Here is a 20536-nt window from a genome sequence, read left to right as displayed (position 1 = left end):
TCTTGTCATTTATTTTACTGAAGCGCCGCTTCCCATCATATACAATTGGAGTACAGTTGAAAACGTACACGTTACGCTCTTGTTGAAAGGATCATACGTGGCCAGACTAAAACTGACCAAGCAGGAGAAAAGCTGGGTTTTGTACGATGTGGGAAACTCAGCTTTTGTCTTGCTTGCAACGGCGCTCATCCCCGTGTACTTCCAGACGCTCGCCGAGCCGGGCTCGTCGGTGGTGGTGGCGTGGGGCTATGCGGAAACGATCGCCTCGCTGCTGCTCGCGCTGCTCATGCCGATTCTCGGCAGCATCGCCGATCTGAGGGGCAACAAGAAGAAGTTTTTCGTCGGGTGCGTGGGCACCGGTGCCGTTGCGCTCGCTGCGCTCGGACTTCCGACTACGGCTCTTCCGTTCTTGATCGTATACGTGGTGGCTTCCGTCATGCTCAACGGCTCGATGGTGTTCTACGATGCGTTCCTCGTCGATGCGGCGGCAACCGATGATCGCTACGACGAGGTTTCGTCGCTGGGTTACGCGTGGGGCTACATCGGTTCGTGCGTGCCGTTCATCCTCTCGTTGGCCATCGTGCTTGGGGGAGGAGCCGTCGGCATCGATATGGCGCTCGGCATGAAGATTGCGTTTCTGATCACGGCCGCGTGGTGGGTGGCATTCAGCATTCCGCTTATCAGGAACGTCCATCAGACCCATTTCAAGGAGCGTACCGCCCATATCATCAAGGATACGTTCTCGGGGCTGGTCTCGACGCTCAAAAAGATTGTGAAAGACAGGAAACTGCGTCTGTTCATGCTCGCGTTCTTCTTCTATATCGACGGCGTGCATACCATCATCAAGATGTCGACGAGCTACGGCACCGATTTGGGCATCGATTCCACCCAGCTCGTGCTTGCGCTGCTCGTCACGCAGTTCGTCGCCTTCCCCTCGGCGATCGCCTACGGAAGGCTTGCGGGCAAGGTGGGAACGAAACGCATGCTGCTCGTCGGCGTGTTCGCGTATCTGTGCATCACGCTGTTCGCGGCGTTCTTTCTTACGAGCGCCGTCGAGTTCTGGATCCTCGCAATCTGCGTGGGCCTGTTCCAAGGCGGTATCCAAGCGCTTTCGCGCTCGGAGTTCGGCAAGCTCATCCCCAAGGAGCACGCCAACGAGTACTACGGGTTCTTCGATATTTTCGGCAAGTACGCCGCCATCATGGGTACGCTGCTTGTCTCGGTGTTCACGCAGCTGACGGGTAATCCCTCGATCGGTGTTCTCTCGATCGCGGTGCTGTTCGTGGTGGGCTTCATCCTTTTGTGGAGGATGCCGGAGGCGGGGAAGTAGCCAATCGGGTTCGCTTCCCTTGACGGGGCAAGGGTCTTGAGTTCATCTAGCGCGCAACAAAAAACGTTGCTTTTTTAAAAAGCAACAAAAAACGTTGCTTTTCTTGTAAACAACGTTTTTTGTTGCTATAGTAGGAAACGTACACGGCTATGTTGCGAAGGACCCATGAAACCTTACTTTGTTCTTATTGCAGATGTTAAGAAGTCGAAGAAGTATACTTCGGACGCGCGCGGTCGGTTGCAAGGGCTCCTTTCTGCTTCTCTCGACTATCTCAACATCCTTTACTCCTATGGAATCGAGAAGCGAGTCGTTTTCAGCGGTGGCGATGAAATACAAGGCTTGTTTCGCGACCCCCTGACGCCGTTTCTGTATTATCGAATGCTTACGTTCATACTCGGGGCGAAAACCATCCGGGGTGGCATTGGCTTTGGCGATTGGAGCGTGCGCGTTGAAGGCGAGAGCTCGCCTAGCCAGGATGGCTCCGCTTACCACCATGCACGGCGCGCACTCGACGAAGCAAAATCGAATAAACCGTACGACGTCGTGTTTGTTGGCGATGGGCGCATCGACGAGTATCTGACGGTCCTTATGGACCATTCGACTGGTATGAGCGAGATGCGAACATCTGCGCAAAACGATACAGCGCTGATAATCGAGATGATGTTTCCTCTCGTCGGTGCTTCTCCCAACGACGAGGCGTTTTTCGGGACGGATCGAGTGCGCGACATCGAGCGCAGCCTCGCGAACCTACTTGATCTTCGCGAATCGATGAGCCGCAAGTCGCAGGCGAAGCCCGGTCTCATGCAGGGTATAACGGAAACGGCTCGTATGATTGACTCGCTTACTTTTCATCCTGTTGCAATTGAGCCGATCGGGGATGCGCATAGATGTCCGTCGTTTCCCAACGGTAAGGATATACAAGGAGTCTCTTCTATCCTTTCGAATCTGACGGGAATGACGAGGCAGGGAATCGATCGCCAGCTTGCTTCGAGCAGGGTCGTCCAGGAGCGCAATGCAGTTGTAGCTTATGCCTATTCCCTCAAGCTATCGATAGAGTGGTGAGATGCTGTGGGCTTTGGAATTGCGCTTGCTGTCATACTCGCCGGACATGTTGCCGCGGATTTCTACGTGCAAACCAATACGGTTGCGCAGGGGAAGCAGGATAGGCGGAGCCTGCTGGTTGTCCACTGCATTGCATACGGGCTGTGCCTTACTCTCTTCTCCGCCCTTGTTTTCCCAGCAGAAGCTTTCCTGATCGCAGGTCTCCTCTTTTTTGTTACCCATGCAGCCCTGGATTTTCTAAAGGTCGAGCTGGAAAAGCGGAAGATCCTGTCATCTTTCAAGCTGTTCTCCATCGATCAGGTCTGTCACGTAATCGTGTGCTTCGGCGCCGTACTTTGCTTTTACTCGGACCAGTCGGCCGACGGGCTCCTCTCGTGGGCGCGGGACCTTGTTGGGTCTGAAGCGCTCTCCGCTATGCTGTCTATTGCGTTGGCTCTTCTCGTATCGTGGCGACCCGCATCGATTGCCATCCAGCATCTGTTGAGCTCGGTCCGGAAAGACGGAGAATGCGGCGTTTCTGCCGAGGATGATGCATGCGCCGCGGAACAGCGTGCCGGGAGATGGATCGGCGTGCTCGAGCGCACTATCGTAGTCGTCTTGACCATGTACGGTCAGTTCGGAGCCATCGCGTTCGTTCTTACGGCGAAAAGCATCGCCCGGTTCAACAAGCTGAGCGAGGACAAGGACTTTGCGGAGTGCTATCTGGTAGGCACGTTGGCCAGCTCGGCTATAGCCATCCTTGCAACCTTGTTCTTCCAAAACATGGTTACATGGCAGATGCCCTGAGTTTGGATTGCTCGATGGTTAGTGGATGGGTTGCCCGCTCGCCTTGATGATTGTTCGGTAATCAAGCGCCCTCGCACGATTGGCTGGCGCTCTTTTGCTATAGTGTAAGATCGTTGGCTCGTTATTCAGAAAGACAGAGATATGTCGCTCATTGTTGCAAAATTCGGCGGAACCTCGGTTGCATCGCCGGAGCGCATCCAGATGGTTGCGAAGCGCCTCATCGCAAGCAAACAGGCCGGCAACCAGGTTGTTGCCGTCGTTTCGGCGATGGGCAAGACCACCGACGAGCTGGTGGGCTTGGCGCGGGCGCTCAACACCGACCCCCCGGCTCGTGAGATGGACCGGCTCCTCTCGACGGGCGAGCAGGTATCCATGACGCTGCTGGCCATGGCCATCGAAGCCCGCGGCTACCGTGCCATGAGCTTCACCGGCAGGCAGGCGGGCATCGAGACCGATTGCATCCACGCGCGCGCCAAGATCAGCTGCATCCACGCCGACCGCATCAAAGAAGCGCTCGACGAAGGATTCATTCCCGTGGTCGCGGGCTTTCAGGGTATCGATGGAAACGGCGACATCACCACGCTCGGGCGCGGTGGCTCCGATACGACGGCGGTGGCCGTGGCATGGGGCATCGGCGCCGACGTGTGCGAGATATACTCCGACGTCGACGGCGTGTACACGGCTGATCCCCGCGTGGCGCCGCGCGCTAAGAAGCTCGACGAGATCAACTACGACGACATGCTCGAGCTCTCGAGCGCGGGTGCGGGCGTGCTGCAGATGCGCGCGGTCGAGTTCGCACGCAAGTTCAACGTGATCATCCATTCCCGTTCTGCGTTTTCGGATTCGACGGGAACGTTCATCAAGGAGGCGACATCTTCCATGGAAGAAGCGGTTATCACCGGCATCGCACACGATACGTCCGAGGTCAAGGTGACCATCCGCGGCGTTCCCGATATGTCCGGCGTTGCGGCGAAGGTGTTCTCGGCACTGGCGGGCAATTCGGTCAACACCGACATGATCATCCAGAACATCTCGCAGGACGGCATCACCGACATCAGCTTCACGTGTCCTGGGGCCGATCTGCCCCGAGCGAAGGAAACGCTCGAGCGTATCGTCGGCGAGATCAGCGCGCGGGAATTTTTGGTGGACGACGACATCGCGAAGGTGAGCCTGGTGGGCACCGGCATGAAGTCGAGCCCCGGTGTCGCTGCGCGCGCGTTCACGACGCTTGGGGAGAACCAGATCAACATACTTGCGATCTCCACGTCGCCGATCCGTCTGTCCATGGTGGTCGATGCCGCTCAAGCCGCCGCCGCCGTGCAGTGCTTGCACAGCGCCTTCGGCCTCGATTCGGACAGCGTGTTCGAGGAGACGCAGCTATCGGCCGAGGAGATAGCGGCTAAGATGCAAAAAGGCCGCTAGCGGATTTTCGCAGGCAGAGGCACGTAAACCGGAATACGCGGCTTGCCGTGCAGATGAGGAGTAGATGAGATGGCTTGGAACAAAGTGATGCCGGCGAACCCCGTGGTCGCCATTGCGGGTGCAACCGGGGCGGTCGGGCAGGAATTCATGCAGGTGCTGCACGACCTCGATTTTCCCGCGTCCGAAGTGCGCGCGCTTGCTTCGGCGCGTTCGGCGGGCAAGAAGATCGAGTTTGCCGGATGCGGGCAGGTTCCCGCCGGTGAACTCACCGTGCAGGAGATGACCTCCGAATCGTTTAAGGATGTGGACATCGCTCTGTTTTCGTGCGGAGCAGGCATTTCGAAGGAGATGCGCGAGGCCGTCGTTGCCTCGGGTGCCGTGATGATCGATAATTCGAGCGCGTTTCGCATGGATGCGGACGTGCCGCTCGTGGTACCCGAGGTGAACCCGGGCGATGTATCGTGGCATTCGGGCGTCATCGCGAACCCGAACTGCTCGACCATTCAGATGGTGGTCGCCTTGAAGCCGCTCTACGACATCGCGCCCATCAAGCGCGTGGTCGTATCGACCTATCAGGCGGCAAGCGGCGGCGGTGCTCCTGCGATGGAGGAGCTGTACGGTCAAACCAAGGATTTCCTCAACGAGGACGAACTCAAGGTCGAGGTGTTCCAGCACCGTATCGCCTTCAACTGCATACCCCATATCGACGTGTTCCTCGAAGACGATTCCACCAAAGAAGAGTGGAAGATGGTCGTCGAGACGAAGAAGATCATGGGCGACGAGAACATCGCCGTGGCGGCGACGTGCGTGCGCGTGCCGGTGCTGCGCTGCCATGCCGAATCCGTGAACGTCGAATTCACCGGCGAGGTGAGCGTCGAGGCAGCCCGCAAGGCGTTTGAGGCGTTCGAGGGCATTACGCTCATGGACGATTGCTCGTCGAACATCTATCCGATGCCCGGGCTTCTCGCCGGTACGAACGATACGTACATCGGCCGTTTGCGCAAGGACTCCACCGTCGAGCACGGACTTGCCATGTGGATCGTGGCCGACCAGATTCGCAAGGGCGCCGCCCTTAACGCGGTGCAGATCGCGCAATTGCTGCTGCCGTAGACCCCTTGCCTTTACGCTTTTGACGATCCGAGCTCGCCCGATGGCGGGCTCGCGTGCGCTATTGCGGCTTTCCGAAGTGAAAATCGTCGTTTTCGGGCGAGAATACCAGCATGGCGAAGAGGAATGCGCCGCAGAGCACGACGAACAATCCCAGTACCGCTCCAATTGCTGCCACCATAGTTGCCTCCTTCGCTTTGCATCAATCATAGAGTTTCGGATGTAAGCGGGGCCTTAAGGTTCTGCGCCACGGCATTAGGGACGCATTAAGATTTTGAATCGACGGGCTGCTGCGGCTCTTTTCGAAACGCGGTTTGCGGAAGCCGAGGCCAACGCGACGGGCTCGCGCAAAGGAGGTTCCGGGGTCGGTTCGCTTTCGGCGGTGTTCCGGCGCGGGCGTACGTTCGGTTACGTAATCATGTGCAAACCGTGTACGGGAAAATCACCTGCTTTTTCGTCCTCTATACTGGTGTGATTACGGCAAAGGAGGTGCGATGGACAAGAAGCTCGAAGGCCTTTCTTCTTCGGATGTTGCTGCACGCGTTGCGCGCGGTCAGGTCAATGTCGATGCATCGGTTAAGACGCGCTCGATCAAGCAGATCGTCGTGTCCAACGTATGTACGTTGTTCAACGCAATAAACCTCATTCTGGCCTGCTTCGTTTTCATCACCGGCTCCTATAAGAACATGCTGTTCATGATCGTCATCGTGTGCAACACGGCGATCGGCATCATCCAGGAGGTCCGTTCCAAGCGCACGACCGATCGCTTGAGCATCATTGCCAGTTCGAAAGTCGATGTGATGCGCGATGGCGCGCGCCAGGAGATTTCCGTCGACGAGGTGGTGCTCGGAGACATCATCGTGCTTGGGCGCGGCGATCAGGTTCCTTCCGACTCAGTGGTTGTGCACGGCACGTGCGATGTGAATGAGAGCCTGTTGACAGGCGAGAGCAAGCTCGTGCGAAAAGAGGCCGGCTCCGAACTCATGAGCGGAAGCTTCGTCAATGCGGGTACGGTGTACGCCCAGGTAACGCATGTCGGCGCCGACAACTACGCGGCTAAGATCAGCGCGGAGGCCAAGGAACACAAGGCCGTCAATTCCGAAATCATGAACAGCCTGAACGGCATCATCCGATTCGTGAGCATCATCATCTTCCCGCTCGGCGCGATACTCTTCGCGCGCGAGTACTTCACGGGCGCCTATATCGAGCTCAACGACGCCATCCTCTCGTCGGTTGCGGCGCTCGTGGGCATGATTCCCGAAGGCCTCATCCTGCTCACTTCGACGGTGCTCGCGGTGGCGGTTGTGCGCCTCTCGCGCAGCAAGGTGTTGGTCCAGCAGCTGTACTGCATCGAGACGCTTGCGCGCGTCGATACGCTGTGCCTCGATAAGACCGGCACGATCACGACCGGCAAGATGGAGGTCGATCGGGTGGTGACGCTCGGCGATTGCGACGAGGGCGAAGCCAACGGCGCATTCTATTCGATTGCGGATGCAGACGAAGATCCGAACGAAACGGCGCAGGCCATCATCGATTACTACCAGGACGTCATTCCGCAGCCAGGAGCTGTGCGCCATTCCCGGAGACGCACGAAGCCATCCGACCGATCCGTGAAAAAGTACGGCATCGAACGCGTTATCCCGTTCTCCTCCGACAAGAAATGGTCGGGCGCGGTGTTCGAGGGCGGAGCGAGCTACGTGATGGGGGCCGCTCAGTTCGTGCTCGGCAAAGACTACGCGACGGTCAAGAATCGGGTCGAAGAGCTCGCGCAAAACGCCCGCGTTATGGTGCTTGCCCGTGTCGATGGATTCGACGACGAGGGGAGGATCGCGGGCAGGCCCCAGCCGCTTGCGCTCATCGCCATCAAGGATCAGATCCGTTCGACGGCTGCTCAGACGATACAGTACTTCATCGAACAGGGCGTCGATCTCAAAGTCATTTCGGGAGACGATCCCCGTACCGTATCGGGAATCGCGCAGATCGTCGGCATCCCCCATGCGGATGCGTACGTGGATGCGACGACGCTTCTTTCCGACGCGGCGCTCGAAAACGCTGCAACCTGCTATCAGGTGTTCGGCCGCGTGACACCCGAGCAGAAGAAGAAGCTCGTGCTCGCGCTCCAGAAAGAGGGCCATACCGTAGCGATGACCGGCGACGGCGTGAACGATGTGCTCGCGCTCAAGGCTTCCGATTGCTCGGTGGCGATGGCCGCCGGGTCGGACGCCGCACGCAACGTTGCCCAGCTGGTGCTCGTGAACAACGACTTCGCCTCGATGCCGAAGGTGGTGGCCGAGGGCAGGCGGGCCATCAACAATTTGCAGCGCTCGGCTTCGCTCTTCCTCGTGAAGACGGTGCTCTCGATGGTGCTCGCGGTATGCTTCATCATCCTGCCGTGGCAGTATCCGTTCCAGCCCATTCAGATGACGCTCATCTCGGCGTTCACGATCGGATTGCCTTCGTTCGTGCTTGCGCTCGAGCCGAATAAGGATCGCATCAAAGGCAAATTTCTCGTCAACGTGATCGTGCGATCGCTGCCGGGCTCGATAACGGCGATCCTGGCCGTGCTCGGTCTCAACATCGTTTCCTATACGACGCTCGGGCTCGACTACGCACAGGTGTCGACCATGTGCGTGCTCGTTACGGCGTGGGTGGGGCTGCTGCTCATCGTACGCCTGTCGTTTCCCTTCACGCCCATCAGGGCTGCTCTTATCGTCGTCGTGATAGGCGGTGTAATACTCGGCTCGACGGTGTTTCCAAGCCTGTTCGGCATCGAGCCGTTCACCCAATCGATGGTCGTGGCGTTCGCGGTGGCCGCCGCAATCGCCGTGCCGGTGTTCAACCTGCTGTACCAGGCGTTCGGGTCATGGCATGCGAAGCGCCAGGAAGAGCTGGTGTAGGACGTGCTGCATGAAGGCTGCCAGAGTAAAACGGCTGTAGCGCAGGCAGTGCGCCCGTGAAGAAGATCCGCCTCGATACGCTGTTGGTCGAACAGGGCTATTTTCCCGATGTCGACGCCGCACTCCGCGCCGTGCTCGCCCACGAGGTCAAGGTCGACGACGTGTATGCGACGAGCGCCGCTGTGCGCGTTTCTCCCGATGCCGATGTGGTTATAAAGAACCGCAGGCGATTCGTTTCGCGTGGGGGGCATAAGCTCCAGGGGGCGCTCGACGCGTTCTCACAGGATGTGCGGGGTTTGCGCTGCATCGATATCGGATCGTCGACGGGGGGATTCGCCGACTGCTTGCTGCAGGCGGGCGCAAAAAGCGTCGCGTGCGTGGATGTGAACTACGGGCAGCTGGCTTGGTCGCTGCGGCAGGACCCTCGGGTTGCGGTGTTCGAGCGAACGAATATCAAGCTCGCCGACCCCTCGACGCTCGAGGCGCCGTTCGATGTACTGGTTGCGGATTTGAGCTTCATCGGCTTAGCGCAACTGGCGCCGGTGTTCGCCAGCCTTTCCGATCGGGGGTCGGTTTTTCTGGGGCTCGTGAAGCCCCAGTTCGAATCGAAGCCAGGGGAAACCGAAGGTGGCGTCGTCCGCGATGAAGCGGTGCGCGAGCGCGTGGTTGCCGAGGTTCGGGAGGCGCTCGCTGCTGCGGGGTTCGATCCGGCAGGGGTGGTCGAATCTCCCATTACGGGTCCTGAGGGCAATATCGAATACCTGGTGAGAGCGGTGTATCGGGGTGATGGAGCCGAGCGCGCCGGCGTTTCCCGCGGTTGCGATGCGACGGAGCGGGCCGCGTCGAGCGGCTCGTTCACCGAGTCGCTCGACGGTGTTTCAAACGAGAAGCAAGGGAGCGGCTCATGAGCGTGATCGGCAACATCCTCTGGTTTGTTTTCGCAGGGCTTTGGCAGGGACTGAGTTGGATCCTCGTTGGATGCCTCTGGTGCATCACCATCGTGGGAATTCCCGGCGGCCTTCAGTGCTTCAAGATGGCGGGGCTAGCGTTTTTGCCGTTCGGCAAGGAAGTCGAGTACGGGGGAGGCGTTCCCTCCGCGCTTGCGAACATCGTGTGGCTCATCTTCGGAGGCATTTTTCTTGCGCTCGAGGCGCTCGTCAACGGCGTGATCCTCTGCATCACCATCGTCGGCATACCGTTCGGCTTGCAGTGTTTCAAACAGGCCAAGCTCGCTCTTATGCCGTTCGGTGCCGAGGTTCTGCCGAAACGGTAGGGCTCCAGCGCGCCATGTTCCGCACGCTTTTGATACACAATCAAAAACTAAAGCGATAATTCCTCCTTTACTTTTAAAAGTAAAGGAGGTCGATGGTGGCCATCGAAGTGGTTCCTGCATGGATGGCCGAGCTCGACGACGAGGACGCGGCGTTCGTCAAGCGGTTCCTGCTCGCATCCGGCTCGCTCAAGGAGGTCGCGCGGCAATACGGGGTGACGTACCCGACGGTTCGGTTGCGCCTCGACCGGCTGATCCAGAAGATTAGGATAGGCGAGGGTATCGAAAACGATTCGTCCATCGCCCTGATCAAGAGGCTCGCCGTAAACGAGAAGATCGATTTCGATGCGGCGAAAGCCCTTATATCCGAATACCGTAAAACCAAGAGCGGAGGCGAGTGAGACGGCTCTATCTGCACCCGTTATCGTGATTTTCCTCATTGTTTTCGTGGCAGCATACGCGTGGTGCAGGAGAAAACTCGCTGCGGAAAAAGAGCTGACCCGCATGAGCGTACAGGATTTGTGGCGGTTCACGGGGAGCCATTGTTGCCGATGGGTGATTCCGCTACGAAAAAAAGATGCAATTCTCATCGACCAGTAGTATTCTAAAACCAAGCACCAAGCGCTTGGTAAGGAGGCAGCGATGGGTATGGCAGCGTTAGCGGAATCGCAGACGATAAAGATCTCAAGCAAGCGGCAGATTACGATCCCTGCAAAGATTTACGAAGAAGGTGGTTTTGGGGAATACGCGCTCTGCACGTGGACCGAGCAAGGGTTGCTGCTCCAGCCTCTGAACGTCGACGATGAAGATATAACCGTCGACGTCCTCCGCCATCTTATCGAGCAAGGGTTCGAGGGCGAAGAGCTGATCGAAGAGTATCGAAAAGTCAAGCCAAGAGTAGTTTCCGTAGCGGCCAAGCTCAAAGAGGCCGAACAAGATGTGCGCGAGGGGCGAGTGGGGCCAGCTGGGGAAATGCAAGAGAGAATGCGCAAGAAGTATGGTCTATGCGGTCAATAAGACGGAGTCTTTCGAAAACGACTACGATGGCGCACTTAAATACCTTGTCGAGGTGCTAAAATCCCCGCAAGCTGCCCTCAGCCTGCTTGGCGAAGTGGATAATGCGATCGGACTCTTGTCCGAGAACCCCTTCGTACACGCCGTTTCGAGCAAACCGACTTTACATGCACGAAACGCTCGGGAACATTTTGTGCGTAATTGCGTGATCGTATACCGAATAGAAGGCGATCAAGTACTGTTCGTCCGTATGTTTCACCAGACGCAACTATACGAGCTGCACGATATGCGATTTGATTCGCCGTAGGTAAACGTTAGTTCTTCAGCGAATTGAGCGGGGCGGGGAAGCGGCCGCCGCGATGGGCGAACACGGTGCCCGCATACTGATTCACGGGCATGATCGGAGCATAGCCCAGAAGGCCGCCGAAATCGAGCTTGTCGCCGATGGTCTTCCCGATGGCGGGAATGATGCGCACCGCAGTCGTCTTGTTGTTGATCATGCCGATTGCGCATTCGTCGGCGATGATGCCGAAGATCGTTTCGACCGTCGTATCGCCGGGAATGGCTATCATGTCGAGGCCGACCGAGCATACGCAGGTCATGGCTTCGAGTTTCTCGATCGAGAGCGCGCCTTCCTCCGCAGCGCGGATCATGCCGGCGTCTTCCGAAACCGGAATGAATGCGCCCGAGAGGCCGCCGACCGAAGACGAGGCCATGACGCCGCCCTTCTTGACGGCATCGTTGAGCATGGCGAGCGCTGCCGTGGTGCCGGGGCCTCCGCAGGTGCCCACGCCGATGGCTTCGAGGATCTCGGCAACCGAATCGCCTTCTGCCGGGGTGGGGGCAAGCGACAGGTCGAGGATGCCCTGGCTTACGCCGAGGCGTTTGGATGCCTCGCGCGCCATGAGCTCGCCTGCACGGGTGATCTTGAAGGCGGTTGCCTTGATCGCTTCGGCGACGCTCGTGATGTCGGCGTCTTTCGGCATGTCGGCGAGCACGGCGCGCACGACGCCCGGGCCCGAGACGCCGACGTTTACAACCGCATCGGCTTCCCCCGATCCGTGGAACGCGCCGGCCATGAACGGGTTGTCCTCGACGGCGTTGCAGAACACGACGAGCTTGCCGGCTCCGATGCACTGGCGGTCGGCGGGCGCTTCGGCGGGCGCTTTCACGATGCCCGCCATTTTTAGCACGGCATCCATGTTGATGCCCGCACGGGTCGAGCCGACATTGACCGATGAACATACGTTGTCGGTAACGGAAAGGGCGTGGGGGATCGACTCCATGAGCTTGATGTCGGCCTTCGATGCTCCCTTATGCACGAGTGCCGAGAATCCTCCGACGAAGTCGACGCCGACCTCCTTGCCTGCTTTGTCCATTGCGATGGCCAAGGGGGTGAGATCGACCGCATCGGTTGCCGCGCAGATCTCGGCGATCGGCGTAACAGAGATGCGTTTGTTGATGATCGGGATGCCGTATTCGCGTTCGAGCTGTTCGGCGGTGGGTACGAGCTGCTCTGCGGCGCTCGCCATGCGATCGTAGACCTTGGTCGCCATGACATCGATGTCTTCATGCGTGCAACCTCGCAGATTCAATCCCAGCGTAATGGTGCGGATGTCGAGGTGCTGCTTGTTCACCATCGCAAGGGTTTCGCGGATTTCGGCTGGCGTGATCTGCATGGGTGCTCCGTCTTTCTCTTGGCATACGATTCGCTGCCGCCGGCGCAGGCCGTTCGGCAACGCGCAACAGCATAGCAAATAACGCACGTGCGGTTGCGTTGGGCGAAGCTTTATCCGTCAATACACCAAGACCCCCGCTTATGCAGGGGTCTTGGTGCAAGCGGGGGTCGAACGTCGAAGGGGCACTCGAGCCCCGCGAGGGTTGGGCATCGGGCTCTAGAAGCCTATTTGGCCTTTGACCGCGCTTCGAAGGGCGAGCGAAAGCGTATTCGGAGAGCCGAGCCAGTACACTCCTTTCGCCGCAGATACGTTGACTACAGCGGAATAGTTTTGCGCATCGACGAGAACGAGCGGAGTGCGGGAGAGGCCGCACAGCGGACCGCCCGCGAGTGCATCGGGGAAGCCCTGCGCGGTGGCGAACGTTACGGTACCGCTGTTGAACCAGGCACCGTGGGGGTGCGTGAGCCATTGGGCTATGGTCGCAGAGGTGCCGTAGCGGCTTTGCGGGTAGGGATTGCCGACGCCGCCTGCAAGGCGGATCACCTCGGCAGAGGTTCCCCTCAAGGCCGATTCGATCTTGCTCGATACGGCGTTGTCATCACCGACGATGATGATTCGGCTGCAGCCCGAAAGCTCTGCCAAGGAGGCGTTGTCGAGCGTGGTCCCAGGCGCCGCAAGGTACATGAGCGCGCCGTCTGCAGCACAGTAGGGGGAGATGGAAAGCGCGTCGGGAAAGTCGTTTGATCGCGCGATCACGGCCAGGTCTCCCGATACGCCGGCCTTTTTAGCATCTTCGCGCAGCAGCCGGGCCGTTTCGAATCTCGAATCGCCTCCGATTCTGCGAACCGTGGGAACGAACCTCTCCAGCTCCTGCTTTACGCCCTTTTCCGATAACGCGTTCGAATCTCCGATGAGGATTGCTTCCTGGAGCGTTCCGCCCAGCCCGACGAGGTAGGTGCGCAGCTCGGGGCTGAGGCTGTCGGATGGATTCAGCAGGATCGGGTAGCCTTTGGCGCCTGCCAGCGTCGAGGCTGCGAGTGCGTCGGGAAAGTCGGTCGACTTCGCGATGATGACGCCGCTCGGACCTTGCGGATACGATTCTTTGGCAATCGAGATGGCGGTTCCGATGCGGGTCGAGCCGGAAAGCTCCTTTTCCGTCTTGCTTGGCTGCACGAGGCTGTAATACTGGTTGAAAAACGTCTCGAATTGCTCAACGGTCATGGTGTCGCCCGACACCTGCCCGGAAAACGTCTGCCCGTGGGTAACTCCGTAGCTCCCGTATTGATTTACCGCAAAGCCGGTGGTCTCGTAGTTCGAACTGACGATGTTGAGATAATGGCCGGCGCCCTCCGTCGAGCCTGTTTTCTTGTAGAGCGCCTTCTCCTCGTCGTACCAGCCGGCGAAGGGATCGCTGTATCCCCATGCAAGGTTTTCTCCGACATTCCAGAATCCGGAATGCTTCACGTTGTGCGCCGACCAGTTGGCTTGCACCTGCGCTATGGCCATGAGCTGCAGATTTACCTTGAGAGGTTGCAGGGGCTTTCCCGTTCGGGGATCGGTGCCTTCTGCAGCTCGCAGCTGGTTGCACTTCTTGAGCCATGCGATGGAGGCCTTCATGTTCTCGAGGCTCGTCGCGTCGTAGGCTCTGCCGATGGTCGTAGTGCCGAGGATATTCGCGTTGGTGTTGCTCAGGATCTGGGCCGCATAGTTGCCCGAATCCCTCAGCGTCAAAAAGAACCCGAGGCTGCCCATGGCGTAGAGGTCGCGTTTGTCCTGCTCGGTCAAGGTGGCGTCTGCAAGGGTGATCTCGGGGAGGGATGGTTCTGATTCGAAGCTTTCGCTGAGTGCGAGACCCTCGTCCAGGGCTTCCTCGGAAGAGGCCTCGAGCGCTTCGTCATCGACGATGCCCAGGCTTTCGGTTGCATCCTGTCCGTCGGTCGAGCCGAGCTTCAGGCCGCCGCCTTCGATTGCTTCTTGGCTTCCGGCAGAGGCGGCTGCCCGATCGTCGGCGAGCGCCCGTGGGGGAGTCGCAAAAGGTATGGACAGGGCCAATGCTGTTGCCAATAGAGCGGAAAGGATTGTTCCCCCCATTCCCTTTTGGGCAGACGCGATGCTCGGGCTGCTAGGCTGGTGCTGTATTCCCATAATGCCATCCCCTTAAACCGTGCGGTTGTTGCTTGTGCGCATAGGCTAAAGTATACGGGGCTGCACGCGTTTTAGAAATACCTTGCAGGGAAGAGCGGCACGGACGGTCCGACATATGCGGCCGGCCGACGCGATCCCCGCCTTTATCCGCGGCTCGTGCTCACTTCTCCGTAGGGGAGTTCGAGGGTGGTCTTGTCGGGCAGCTCGATGACGAGCTTGAAATCCTCGGTCAAATCGACTGCCCTTGCGCGTATGCGCGTGCCGTTACGCGTTACGACGATGGGTTTTCCCAGCAGAAAGCAGCGGTTGCGGTATTCCTCGTAGAACGGTCGCGATTCGATGGTTTGGTACAGCTCCCAGAAGTTCACGAGGATTCGGGCGGCAAGTTCGCTGCGCACCGCCCCCCTTCCGTCATCGCAGATCGTCCCCGCAACTTCGGCAAGTTCTGCGGGGAATCCGTCCTCGGGGCTTTTCACGTTCACGCCGATGCCGAGCACGGCGTGTTCGAAACAGCCCGATTCCATATCGATCGCGCCTTCGGTCAGGATGCCCGAAACCTTCTTCCCCTCGCAGTAGATGTCGTTCACCCATTTGATGAGCGCTTCCTTCTTCGCGACTCGTTCGATGGCTCGGGCTCCCGCCACGGCTGCGGCGGTGGTGAGGTATTGGGCTTGGTCTGCTCGAAGCGAGGGACGCAAGACGATGCTCAGGTACAGCCCTGTTGAGGCGGGCGAGTAGAACGATTTGCCGGGCCGCCCTTTGCCCCGAGTCTGCTCTTCGGCGACGACGACGGTTCCTTCGGGCGCTCCCTCAAGCGCGCGTCTGCGGGCTTCGGCGTTGGTGGAATCGACGCGCTTTCGAACCGAGATGTCGAAGGGATGGCTATCGGGAAGGTGCCGCTCGATGCTTGCGGGCGAGAGGAGGTCGTTGTCTTGCGAGAGCGTGTACCCCTTGTTCGTGACGGCGGCAACATCGTAGCCTTCCTTGCGAAGCGATTCGACCGCCTTCCATACGGCATTGCGGCTTACGCCGAGCTCTTGGGCAAGCGCGACGCCGGAGACGTAGCGTCCCCGGCGTTCTTCTAACATGCGGAGCAGTTTGTCTTTCGTTGCCACTACGAGCCTTCCGATCGGTAAGCGCATGGTAGGCGAGCGCAGGGCTTCCGTCAACTGCAACGAATTGATCGGGGTGACAATCGACGTTGCATCGCCGCAGCCGTTAATCCCCCGCCTCTTGCTCGCCGCCGACTGCGATCCGCTCGATCGCGTCGAATACAAAGGCGAGGGCGGCGACATCGACTCTGAGGGCAATGCGGACGAAGCCGCGTCCGGCGTCCCCGAACGCGCTGCCGGGGATGACCGATATCCGTTCGCGTTCGAGCAGTGCTGCCGCGAACGCTTCGTCGGTAAACCCGCTGTTCCTCACGTCGAGAAACAAATACAGGCTTCCGCTCGCGGGTGAGGCGTCCACGCCGGAAATTCCTGCAACCCTCGAAAGCGCGTAGGCCATGCGCTTCTCGTACGTATCGTGTACGCATGCCCTGATGCTCGTTCGTGCATCGAGGGCGTGCAGCGCTGCACGCTGCGAAACGATCGGCGCGGTGAACACGTTGCTTTCGTTGACCTTTCGCATGGCCGCGATAACGTCGGGCGGCGCTACGGTGTAGCCGACCCTCCAGCCGCTCATGCAGTAGTCCTTCGAAAAAGACTTTACGGTTGCCACGCATCCATCGGATCCCGTAAGCCCGGCGAAAGGGACGAACGGCGAGCCGAAGTCGTAGGCCGTGTAGATGTCGTCGGCGATGAGCAGCAGTTCGTGGTTCACGCATGTCGCGAGCAGGGGCTCCATCTGCTCGCGAGTCAGGCATGCACCCGTGGGGTTGCAGGGCGTGTTGACGATGACCGCTTTGGTGTGCGGCCCGATGGCGCGGCCGAGCGCATCCGCGTCGGGTATAAAACCGCCGTCAGGATCGGTGCCGACTATAACGGCAGCGCCGCCCGCTGCTTCGATCTGGTCGGGGTAGGGCGGGAAGTACGGGGCGAAAACGATCACCTCGTCGCCGGGATCGAGGATGGCCGAAAGCAGCAGCCACATCGCGTGGCATCCGCTCGCCGTCACCATGATGCGGTTCTCATCGACGCCGATGCCGTAATCCTCGTGCCAGGCGACCCTGATCGCATCGATGAGATCAGGGTCGCCGAGGGCGGGCGCGTAGTGGGTGAAGCCGCGCTTTGCGTCCTCGAAGGCTTTCTCGATTACGGCGGCGTCGGTATCGAGGTCGGGATCGCCGAGCGACAGGTCGATAACGGCTTTTGAGAGTGCGGCGTCGGATGCCGCCATCATGGTGCCGAGCCCGTCGCTGCCGAGCATGCGTTTCGAAGAGAAGTGCCTCATGAGGTGGCCTCCGCGCTAATCGAAGTTCCTGAGGAATTCGGATACGAGCGCGAGTCCTTGCCCGAGCTGCGAGGTGTCTTCCGCGTAGCAGTATCCGATGCGGAGCCATCCTTCCATGTCCATGGCGGATCCGGGCAGCAACAGCACGCCCTTCTCTTCAAGCAGGCGCTTGCAGAACGTCACGCTGTCGATGTCGGCGTCGTAGCGCAGAAACGCCGTGGTTCCGCCTTTGGGGGCGACGTAGGAGATGCGGGGTTCGCTTTGCACCCACTCATCGAGGACCGCTGCGTTATCGGCGACGATCTTGAGGTTGCGCCGCAGCAGCGCTTCGCGGTTCTCGATGGCCATGGTTGCCAGGTAGTCGTCGATCATGCCGCAGCTGATCGTGTTGTAGTCGCGCCGACGGCTTATGCGCGTGATGAGCTCTTCGGGTGCGGCGACCCATCCGAGCCGGAGTCCCGCGAGCGAGAACGTCTTGGAGAACGAACCGACGCTTACGCCCTTCTCGTACAGGTCTGCCATGGCGGGGGCGAAGTTCTGCCCGTAGGGCGCATGGTTGAGGCCGCGATAGGCCTCGTCGCAGAGCACCCAGGCATCGTGTTCGCGGGCTATTGCGACGATTTCGCGCATGAACGCCTCGCCCATGACCGCCCCCGAGGGGTTGTTGGGGTTGTTGACGCAGATGAGCTTCACGCCGTCCTGCGCGAAGGCGCGCATTTCGTCGAGGTCGGGAAGGAAACCGTTCTCCGGTTTCAGGTGGCAGATGCTCACCCGTGCGCCGAGCGATTCGGGAATCGAATAGAGCTGTTGGTAGGTGGGCAGTACGCTGATCACGTGGTCGCCGGGATCGACCAGCGCGTTGATGGCGAGGTCGTTGGCTCCGATGGCACCGTGGGTGATGGTGATGTTAGGAAGCCCGATCGTCTCGTACAGGCCGCTTATGCCCGTACGCAGACGATCAGAGCCTTCGATCGCCCCGTAGGTGAGCTGCATCGCACGGATATCGTCCCATACGTCGTCGCCTCGGCCGGCGAGCGAGACGAGCTCGTCGACCGTGAGGGATTTCACGCAGGTCTCGGCAAGGTTGTACGTGCAGTCGTTCTCGTATTCGTTCATCCACATCTCTACGCCGAAATCACGGATATGCATGGTTTACTCCATTTCTCTGCCATGCGGCAGTACGGTTCGGTTCAAGCGAAATCTATCGATGCTCCCGCATTGTCGGCTTCGGCGGCATCGAGGGCTGCTTTGGCGGCTGCCAGGTCTTGGATGGCGAGGCCCGTCGTATCGAACAGGGTTATGTCGTTTTCGAATTGTCTTCCTTGAACGGTACCGACGATGACGTCTCCGATTTCGCCTGCGATGCGTTCGATCGAGATGACCTTTTCGGAAAGCGGCACTTCGATTTCGCCGACATCGACGCATTGCGCCGTATCGTCGGTGAACACGCGAGCGCGGGCAACGAGGGCGCTTTCGACTTCCTGCTTGCCTTTCATGTCGGCGCCGACGCAGTTTATGTGCGTGCCGGGAGACACCCAGCCATCCTTGACGATCGGCTCTCGGGCGGGGGTGATCGTCGTGATGACGTCGCTTCTGCGGACCGCTGCTTCGAGGTTGTCGATCGCTTCGAAGCCGACGCCCTGCGCATCGATGCCGAAATCGGCTTCGAGCCGTTCGGGCAGATCGGCTGCCATTTTAACGGCTTGCGAAGGCGTTCTCGGATCGCAGACCGAAACATGGCGGATTCCCGGTAGGGCTGTGAGCATTGCGGCAACCTGGTAGGTGCACTGATGCCCGCATCCGATGACGAGGAACTTTTCGCTCGAACGCCGCGCCAAGTGCTTTGCGCCGAGAGCTGCGGCGGCACCGGTGCGCAGCCCGCCGAGATGCGCACCCTCGATAACGGCGCGCAGCAGCCCATTCGTATCATCGTAGAGCATGATCGAGGCGTTGAGCGGGGCTATTCCTTTTTGGATGTTTGGTTCGAAGAACGAGACCAGCTTCATGCCGAAGATGCCGGCTGGTTTCAAGTGACCCGATTTGATGTCCATGTCGGCCGTGCCGGGCGCAAACTCGTGGAACACCAAGGGGAAAGTGGAAGTGAGACCTTCTGACTTCCAGACGTACGCCCGCTCCGCTTGATCGATGATCTGGGCGAAGGTGAGCAGGGGTTTCAGATCCGCACTGCTGAGAACGCGGATCGTGGCGGCGCAAGCGCCGCCGGTTAGCATACTTGTTCTGACCTCATATCTGATCCTTTCTGTCTGACTGTGCTGACGTGGCTCATTATAAACGGATTTCTGCGGAGCTGTGAAGCATCCGTTCAAAAGACCCAAATGATGGCAGAAAAGGCGAGCAATTCGTCGCCGTCGAAACCCATGCTCGCAGCCGACGATGCGGATAGGGGACTGAGCGGGGAGAACGATAAAGAAGTGAACGCCGATTGCGCAGGCTGCCGAGCAAGCGCCGCATCAACGACGAATTACTCGCCTTTTCTGCCATCTTGGGCGGCGACCACCTTCCGATGAAAGCGATCCGGCTGTCTTTGCGAAATGGTGTGATCTTTCCTATTGAATACGGTATCCCTGTTGAGAAAACCGCCCTTTTCCCGTACAATACGCTATTGAACAAAGTGTTGAATAATGATCGAATTGTTCATTATCAAAGGTGAACAGGAGCGATGCGCGGCGGAAGTCGCGATGCCGCGGAAAGAAGGTGCCATGGCCGAAGCTGCAGCAGCACTCGACTGTGCGGCGCTCGGGGAATCGAGCGGAGCCGAAGGCTCTGCGGTTCCGACCGCATGTACGGTCGACCGGCGTATCACCCGCTCTAAAAAGGCGTTGCGCGATGCGCTGATCGTGCTTATGGAGGAATGCGGGTTCGACAACATCACGGTGAACGACCTCTGCGCTCGCGCCGATCTGAACCGCGGTACGTTCTACAACCACTATCAGGACAAAGACGATCTGCTTGCGTCGTTCGAGGCGGAAGTCATGACCGATCTCGAACGGTTCCAAGACAAGATGCGCAGCTTGAATCTCAAAGAGATCCTCGCGTATCAGCTGAGGAAGAAGCCTCTTCCCTTTCTGGTCGAGCTGTTCGACTATCTGCGCGCGGAGGGGGATTTCCTCCATGCCGTGCTCGGCCCCGGGGGAGATGTTGGTTTCGGCCCCCGCCTCCGTGACAGGGTGTGCGGCAACCTCATCCAATCCATTCTTCACGAGCGGTATCGCAGCAACCCAACGCCGTTCGTGAACTACTACATTGCATTTTTCGCTTCCGCCTATCTCGGGGTGATCATGCAGTGGATCGAAACGGGCATGCGGGAAAGCTCGGAAGAGATGGCCCTCATCGCTATGAGGCTTCTCTTCATCAAGCCGGGCGAATCGATCAAATTGTAACGATGAAGATAAGCAGCCGAAGGAGAAAA

General features: G+C 59.1%; 18 protein-coding genes. 12 read left to right on the top strand and 6 right to left on the bottom strand.

The window, feature by feature from the left end; translation table 11 throughout:
- Positions 1-97 precede the first annotated feature (97 nt).
- The 11 genes from C1722_RS13770 (at position 98) to C1722_RS13720 (ending at position 11195) form a co-directional block, all read left to right on the top strand.
- Entirely contained in the window at positions 98-1330 is a 1233-nt protein-coding gene (locus C1722_RS13770) for an MFS transporter (protein ID WP_244902584.1), read from the top strand.
- 165 nt (positions 1331-1495) lie between these two features.
- On the top strand, positions 1496-2392 hold the full coding sequence (locus C1722_RS13765; protein ID WP_102379943.1) for a SatD family protein: 897 nt from the start codon (positions 1496-1498) through the stop codon (positions 2390-2392).
- 6 nt (positions 2393-2398) lie between these two features.
- Positions 2399-3178, top strand: coding sequence for a DUF3307 domain-containing protein (locus C1722_RS13760; RefSeq protein WP_102379942.1), 780 nt, complete (start codon positions 2399-2401; stop codon positions 3176-3178).
- A 141-nt stretch (positions 3179-3319) separates the two neighbouring features.
- Positions 3320-4600, top strand: coding sequence for an aspartate kinase (locus C1722_RS13755; protein ID WP_102379941.1), 1281 nt, complete (start codon positions 3320-3322; stop codon positions 4598-4600).
- A 69-nt stretch (positions 4601-4669) separates the two neighbouring features.
- Positions 4670-5710 carry an aspartate-semialdehyde dehydrogenase gene (locus C1722_RS13750; protein ID WP_102379940.1) on the top strand — a complete coding sequence of 347 codons (1041 nt, stop codon included), beginning with the start codon at positions 4670-4672 and terminating at the stop codon, positions 5708-5710.
- Positions 5711-6201: 491 nt separating this feature from the next.
- Complete coding sequence (locus C1722_RS13745; RefSeq protein ID WP_102379939.1) at positions 6202-8604, top strand: HAD-IC family P-type ATPase; 2403 nt, start codon at positions 6202-6204, stop codon at positions 8602-8604.
- A gap of 56 nt (positions 8605-8660) precedes the next feature.
- Positions 8661-9512, top strand: coding sequence for a TlyA family RNA methyltransferase (locus C1722_RS13740; RefSeq protein WP_102379938.1), 852 nt, complete (start codon positions 8661-8663; stop codon positions 9510-9512).
- Positions 9509-9877: a YccF domain-containing protein gene (locus C1722_RS13735; protein WP_102379937.1), complete on the top strand. Its 369-nt coding sequence runs from the start codon at positions 9509-9511 to the stop codon at positions 9875-9877. The genes C1722_RS13740 and C1722_RS13735 overlap by 4 nt, the downstream gene beginning before the upstream one ends.
- A 92-nt stretch (positions 9878-9969) precedes the next feature.
- Positions 9970-10275, top strand: a complete 306-nt coding sequence (locus C1722_RS13730; RefSeq protein ID WP_244902583.1) for a DUF2089 family protein — start codon at positions 9970-9972, stop codon at positions 10273-10275.
- A 241-nt stretch (positions 10276-10516) separates the two neighbouring features.
- Positions 10517-10891 carry a delta-aminolevulinic acid dehydratase gene (locus tag C1722_RS13725; protein WP_102379936.1) on the top strand — a complete coding sequence of 125 codons (375 nt, stop codon included), beginning with the start codon at positions 10517-10519 and terminating at the stop codon, positions 10889-10891.
- Positions 10812-11195, top strand: a complete 384-nt coding sequence (locus C1722_RS13720) for a type II toxin-antitoxin system RelE/ParE family toxin (RefSeq protein WP_342352771.1) — start codon at positions 10812-10814, stop codon at positions 11193-11195. The genes C1722_RS13725 and C1722_RS13720 overlap by 80 nt, the downstream gene beginning before the upstream one ends.
- A gap of 7 nt (positions 11196-11202) precedes the next feature.
- Here C1722_RS13720 and C1722_RS13715 read toward each other — a convergent pair whose 3' ends face one another.
- The 6 genes from C1722_RS13715 to C1722_RS13690 all read right to left on the bottom strand — a co-directional run bounded on the left by C1722_RS13715 (position 11203) and on the right by C1722_RS13690 (position 19337).
- Positions 11203-12567: a PFL family protein gene (locus C1722_RS13715; RefSeq protein WP_102379934.1), complete on the bottom strand. Its 1365-nt coding sequence runs from the start codon at positions 12565-12567 to the stop codon at positions 11203-11205.
- A gap of 216 nt (positions 12568-12783) precedes the next feature.
- The gene (locus tag C1722_RS13710; RefSeq protein WP_102379933.1) at positions 12784-14712 is read right to left on the bottom strand and encodes a cell wall-binding repeat-containing protein; all 1929 of its coding nucleotides are present in this window, start codon (positions 14710-14712) and stop codon (positions 12784-12786) included.
- A 143-nt stretch (positions 14713-14855) separates the two neighbouring features.
- Positions 14856-15800: a biotin--[acetyl-CoA-carboxylase] ligase gene (locus C1722_RS13705; RefSeq protein ID WP_102380398.1), complete on the bottom strand. Its 945-nt coding sequence runs from the start codon at positions 15798-15800 to the stop codon at positions 14856-14858.
- 130 nt (positions 15801-15930) lie between these two features.
- Complete coding sequence (locus C1722_RS13700; RefSeq protein ID WP_102379932.1) at positions 15931-17106, bottom strand: aminotransferase class I/II-fold pyridoxal phosphate-dependent enzyme; 1176 nt, start codon at positions 17104-17106, stop codon at positions 15931-15933.
- Between the two features lie 15 nt (positions 17107-17121).
- Complete coding sequence (locus C1722_RS13695) at positions 17122-18255, bottom strand: aminotransferase (RefSeq protein ID WP_102379931.1); 1134 nt, start codon at positions 18253-18255, stop codon at positions 17122-17124.
- A gap of 41 nt (positions 18256-18296) precedes the next feature.
- Positions 18297-19337, bottom strand: coding sequence for an ornithine cyclodeaminase family protein (locus C1722_RS13690; RefSeq protein WP_102379930.1), 1041 nt, complete (start codon positions 19335-19337; stop codon positions 18297-18299).
- A 489-nt stretch (positions 19338-19826) separates the two neighbouring features.
- Between C1722_RS13690 and C1722_RS13680 the strand changes: the two genes are divergently transcribed.
- Positions 19827-20507 (top strand): TetR/AcrR family transcriptional regulator, encoded by a 681-nt coding sequence (locus tag C1722_RS13680; RefSeq protein ID WP_102380397.1) that lies wholly within the window; start codon positions 19827-19829, stop codon positions 20505-20507.
- The last annotated feature ends 29 nt before the right edge of the window (positions 20508-20536 follow it).

Origin of the sequence: Raoultibacter timonensis (genome assembly GCF_900240215.1) — a bacterium.
Lineage (GTDB): Bacteria > Actinomycetota > Coriobacteriia > Coriobacteriales > Eggerthellaceae > Raoultibacter > Raoultibacter timonensis.
This window is presented reverse-complemented; position numbering and strand designations above follow the sequence as displayed.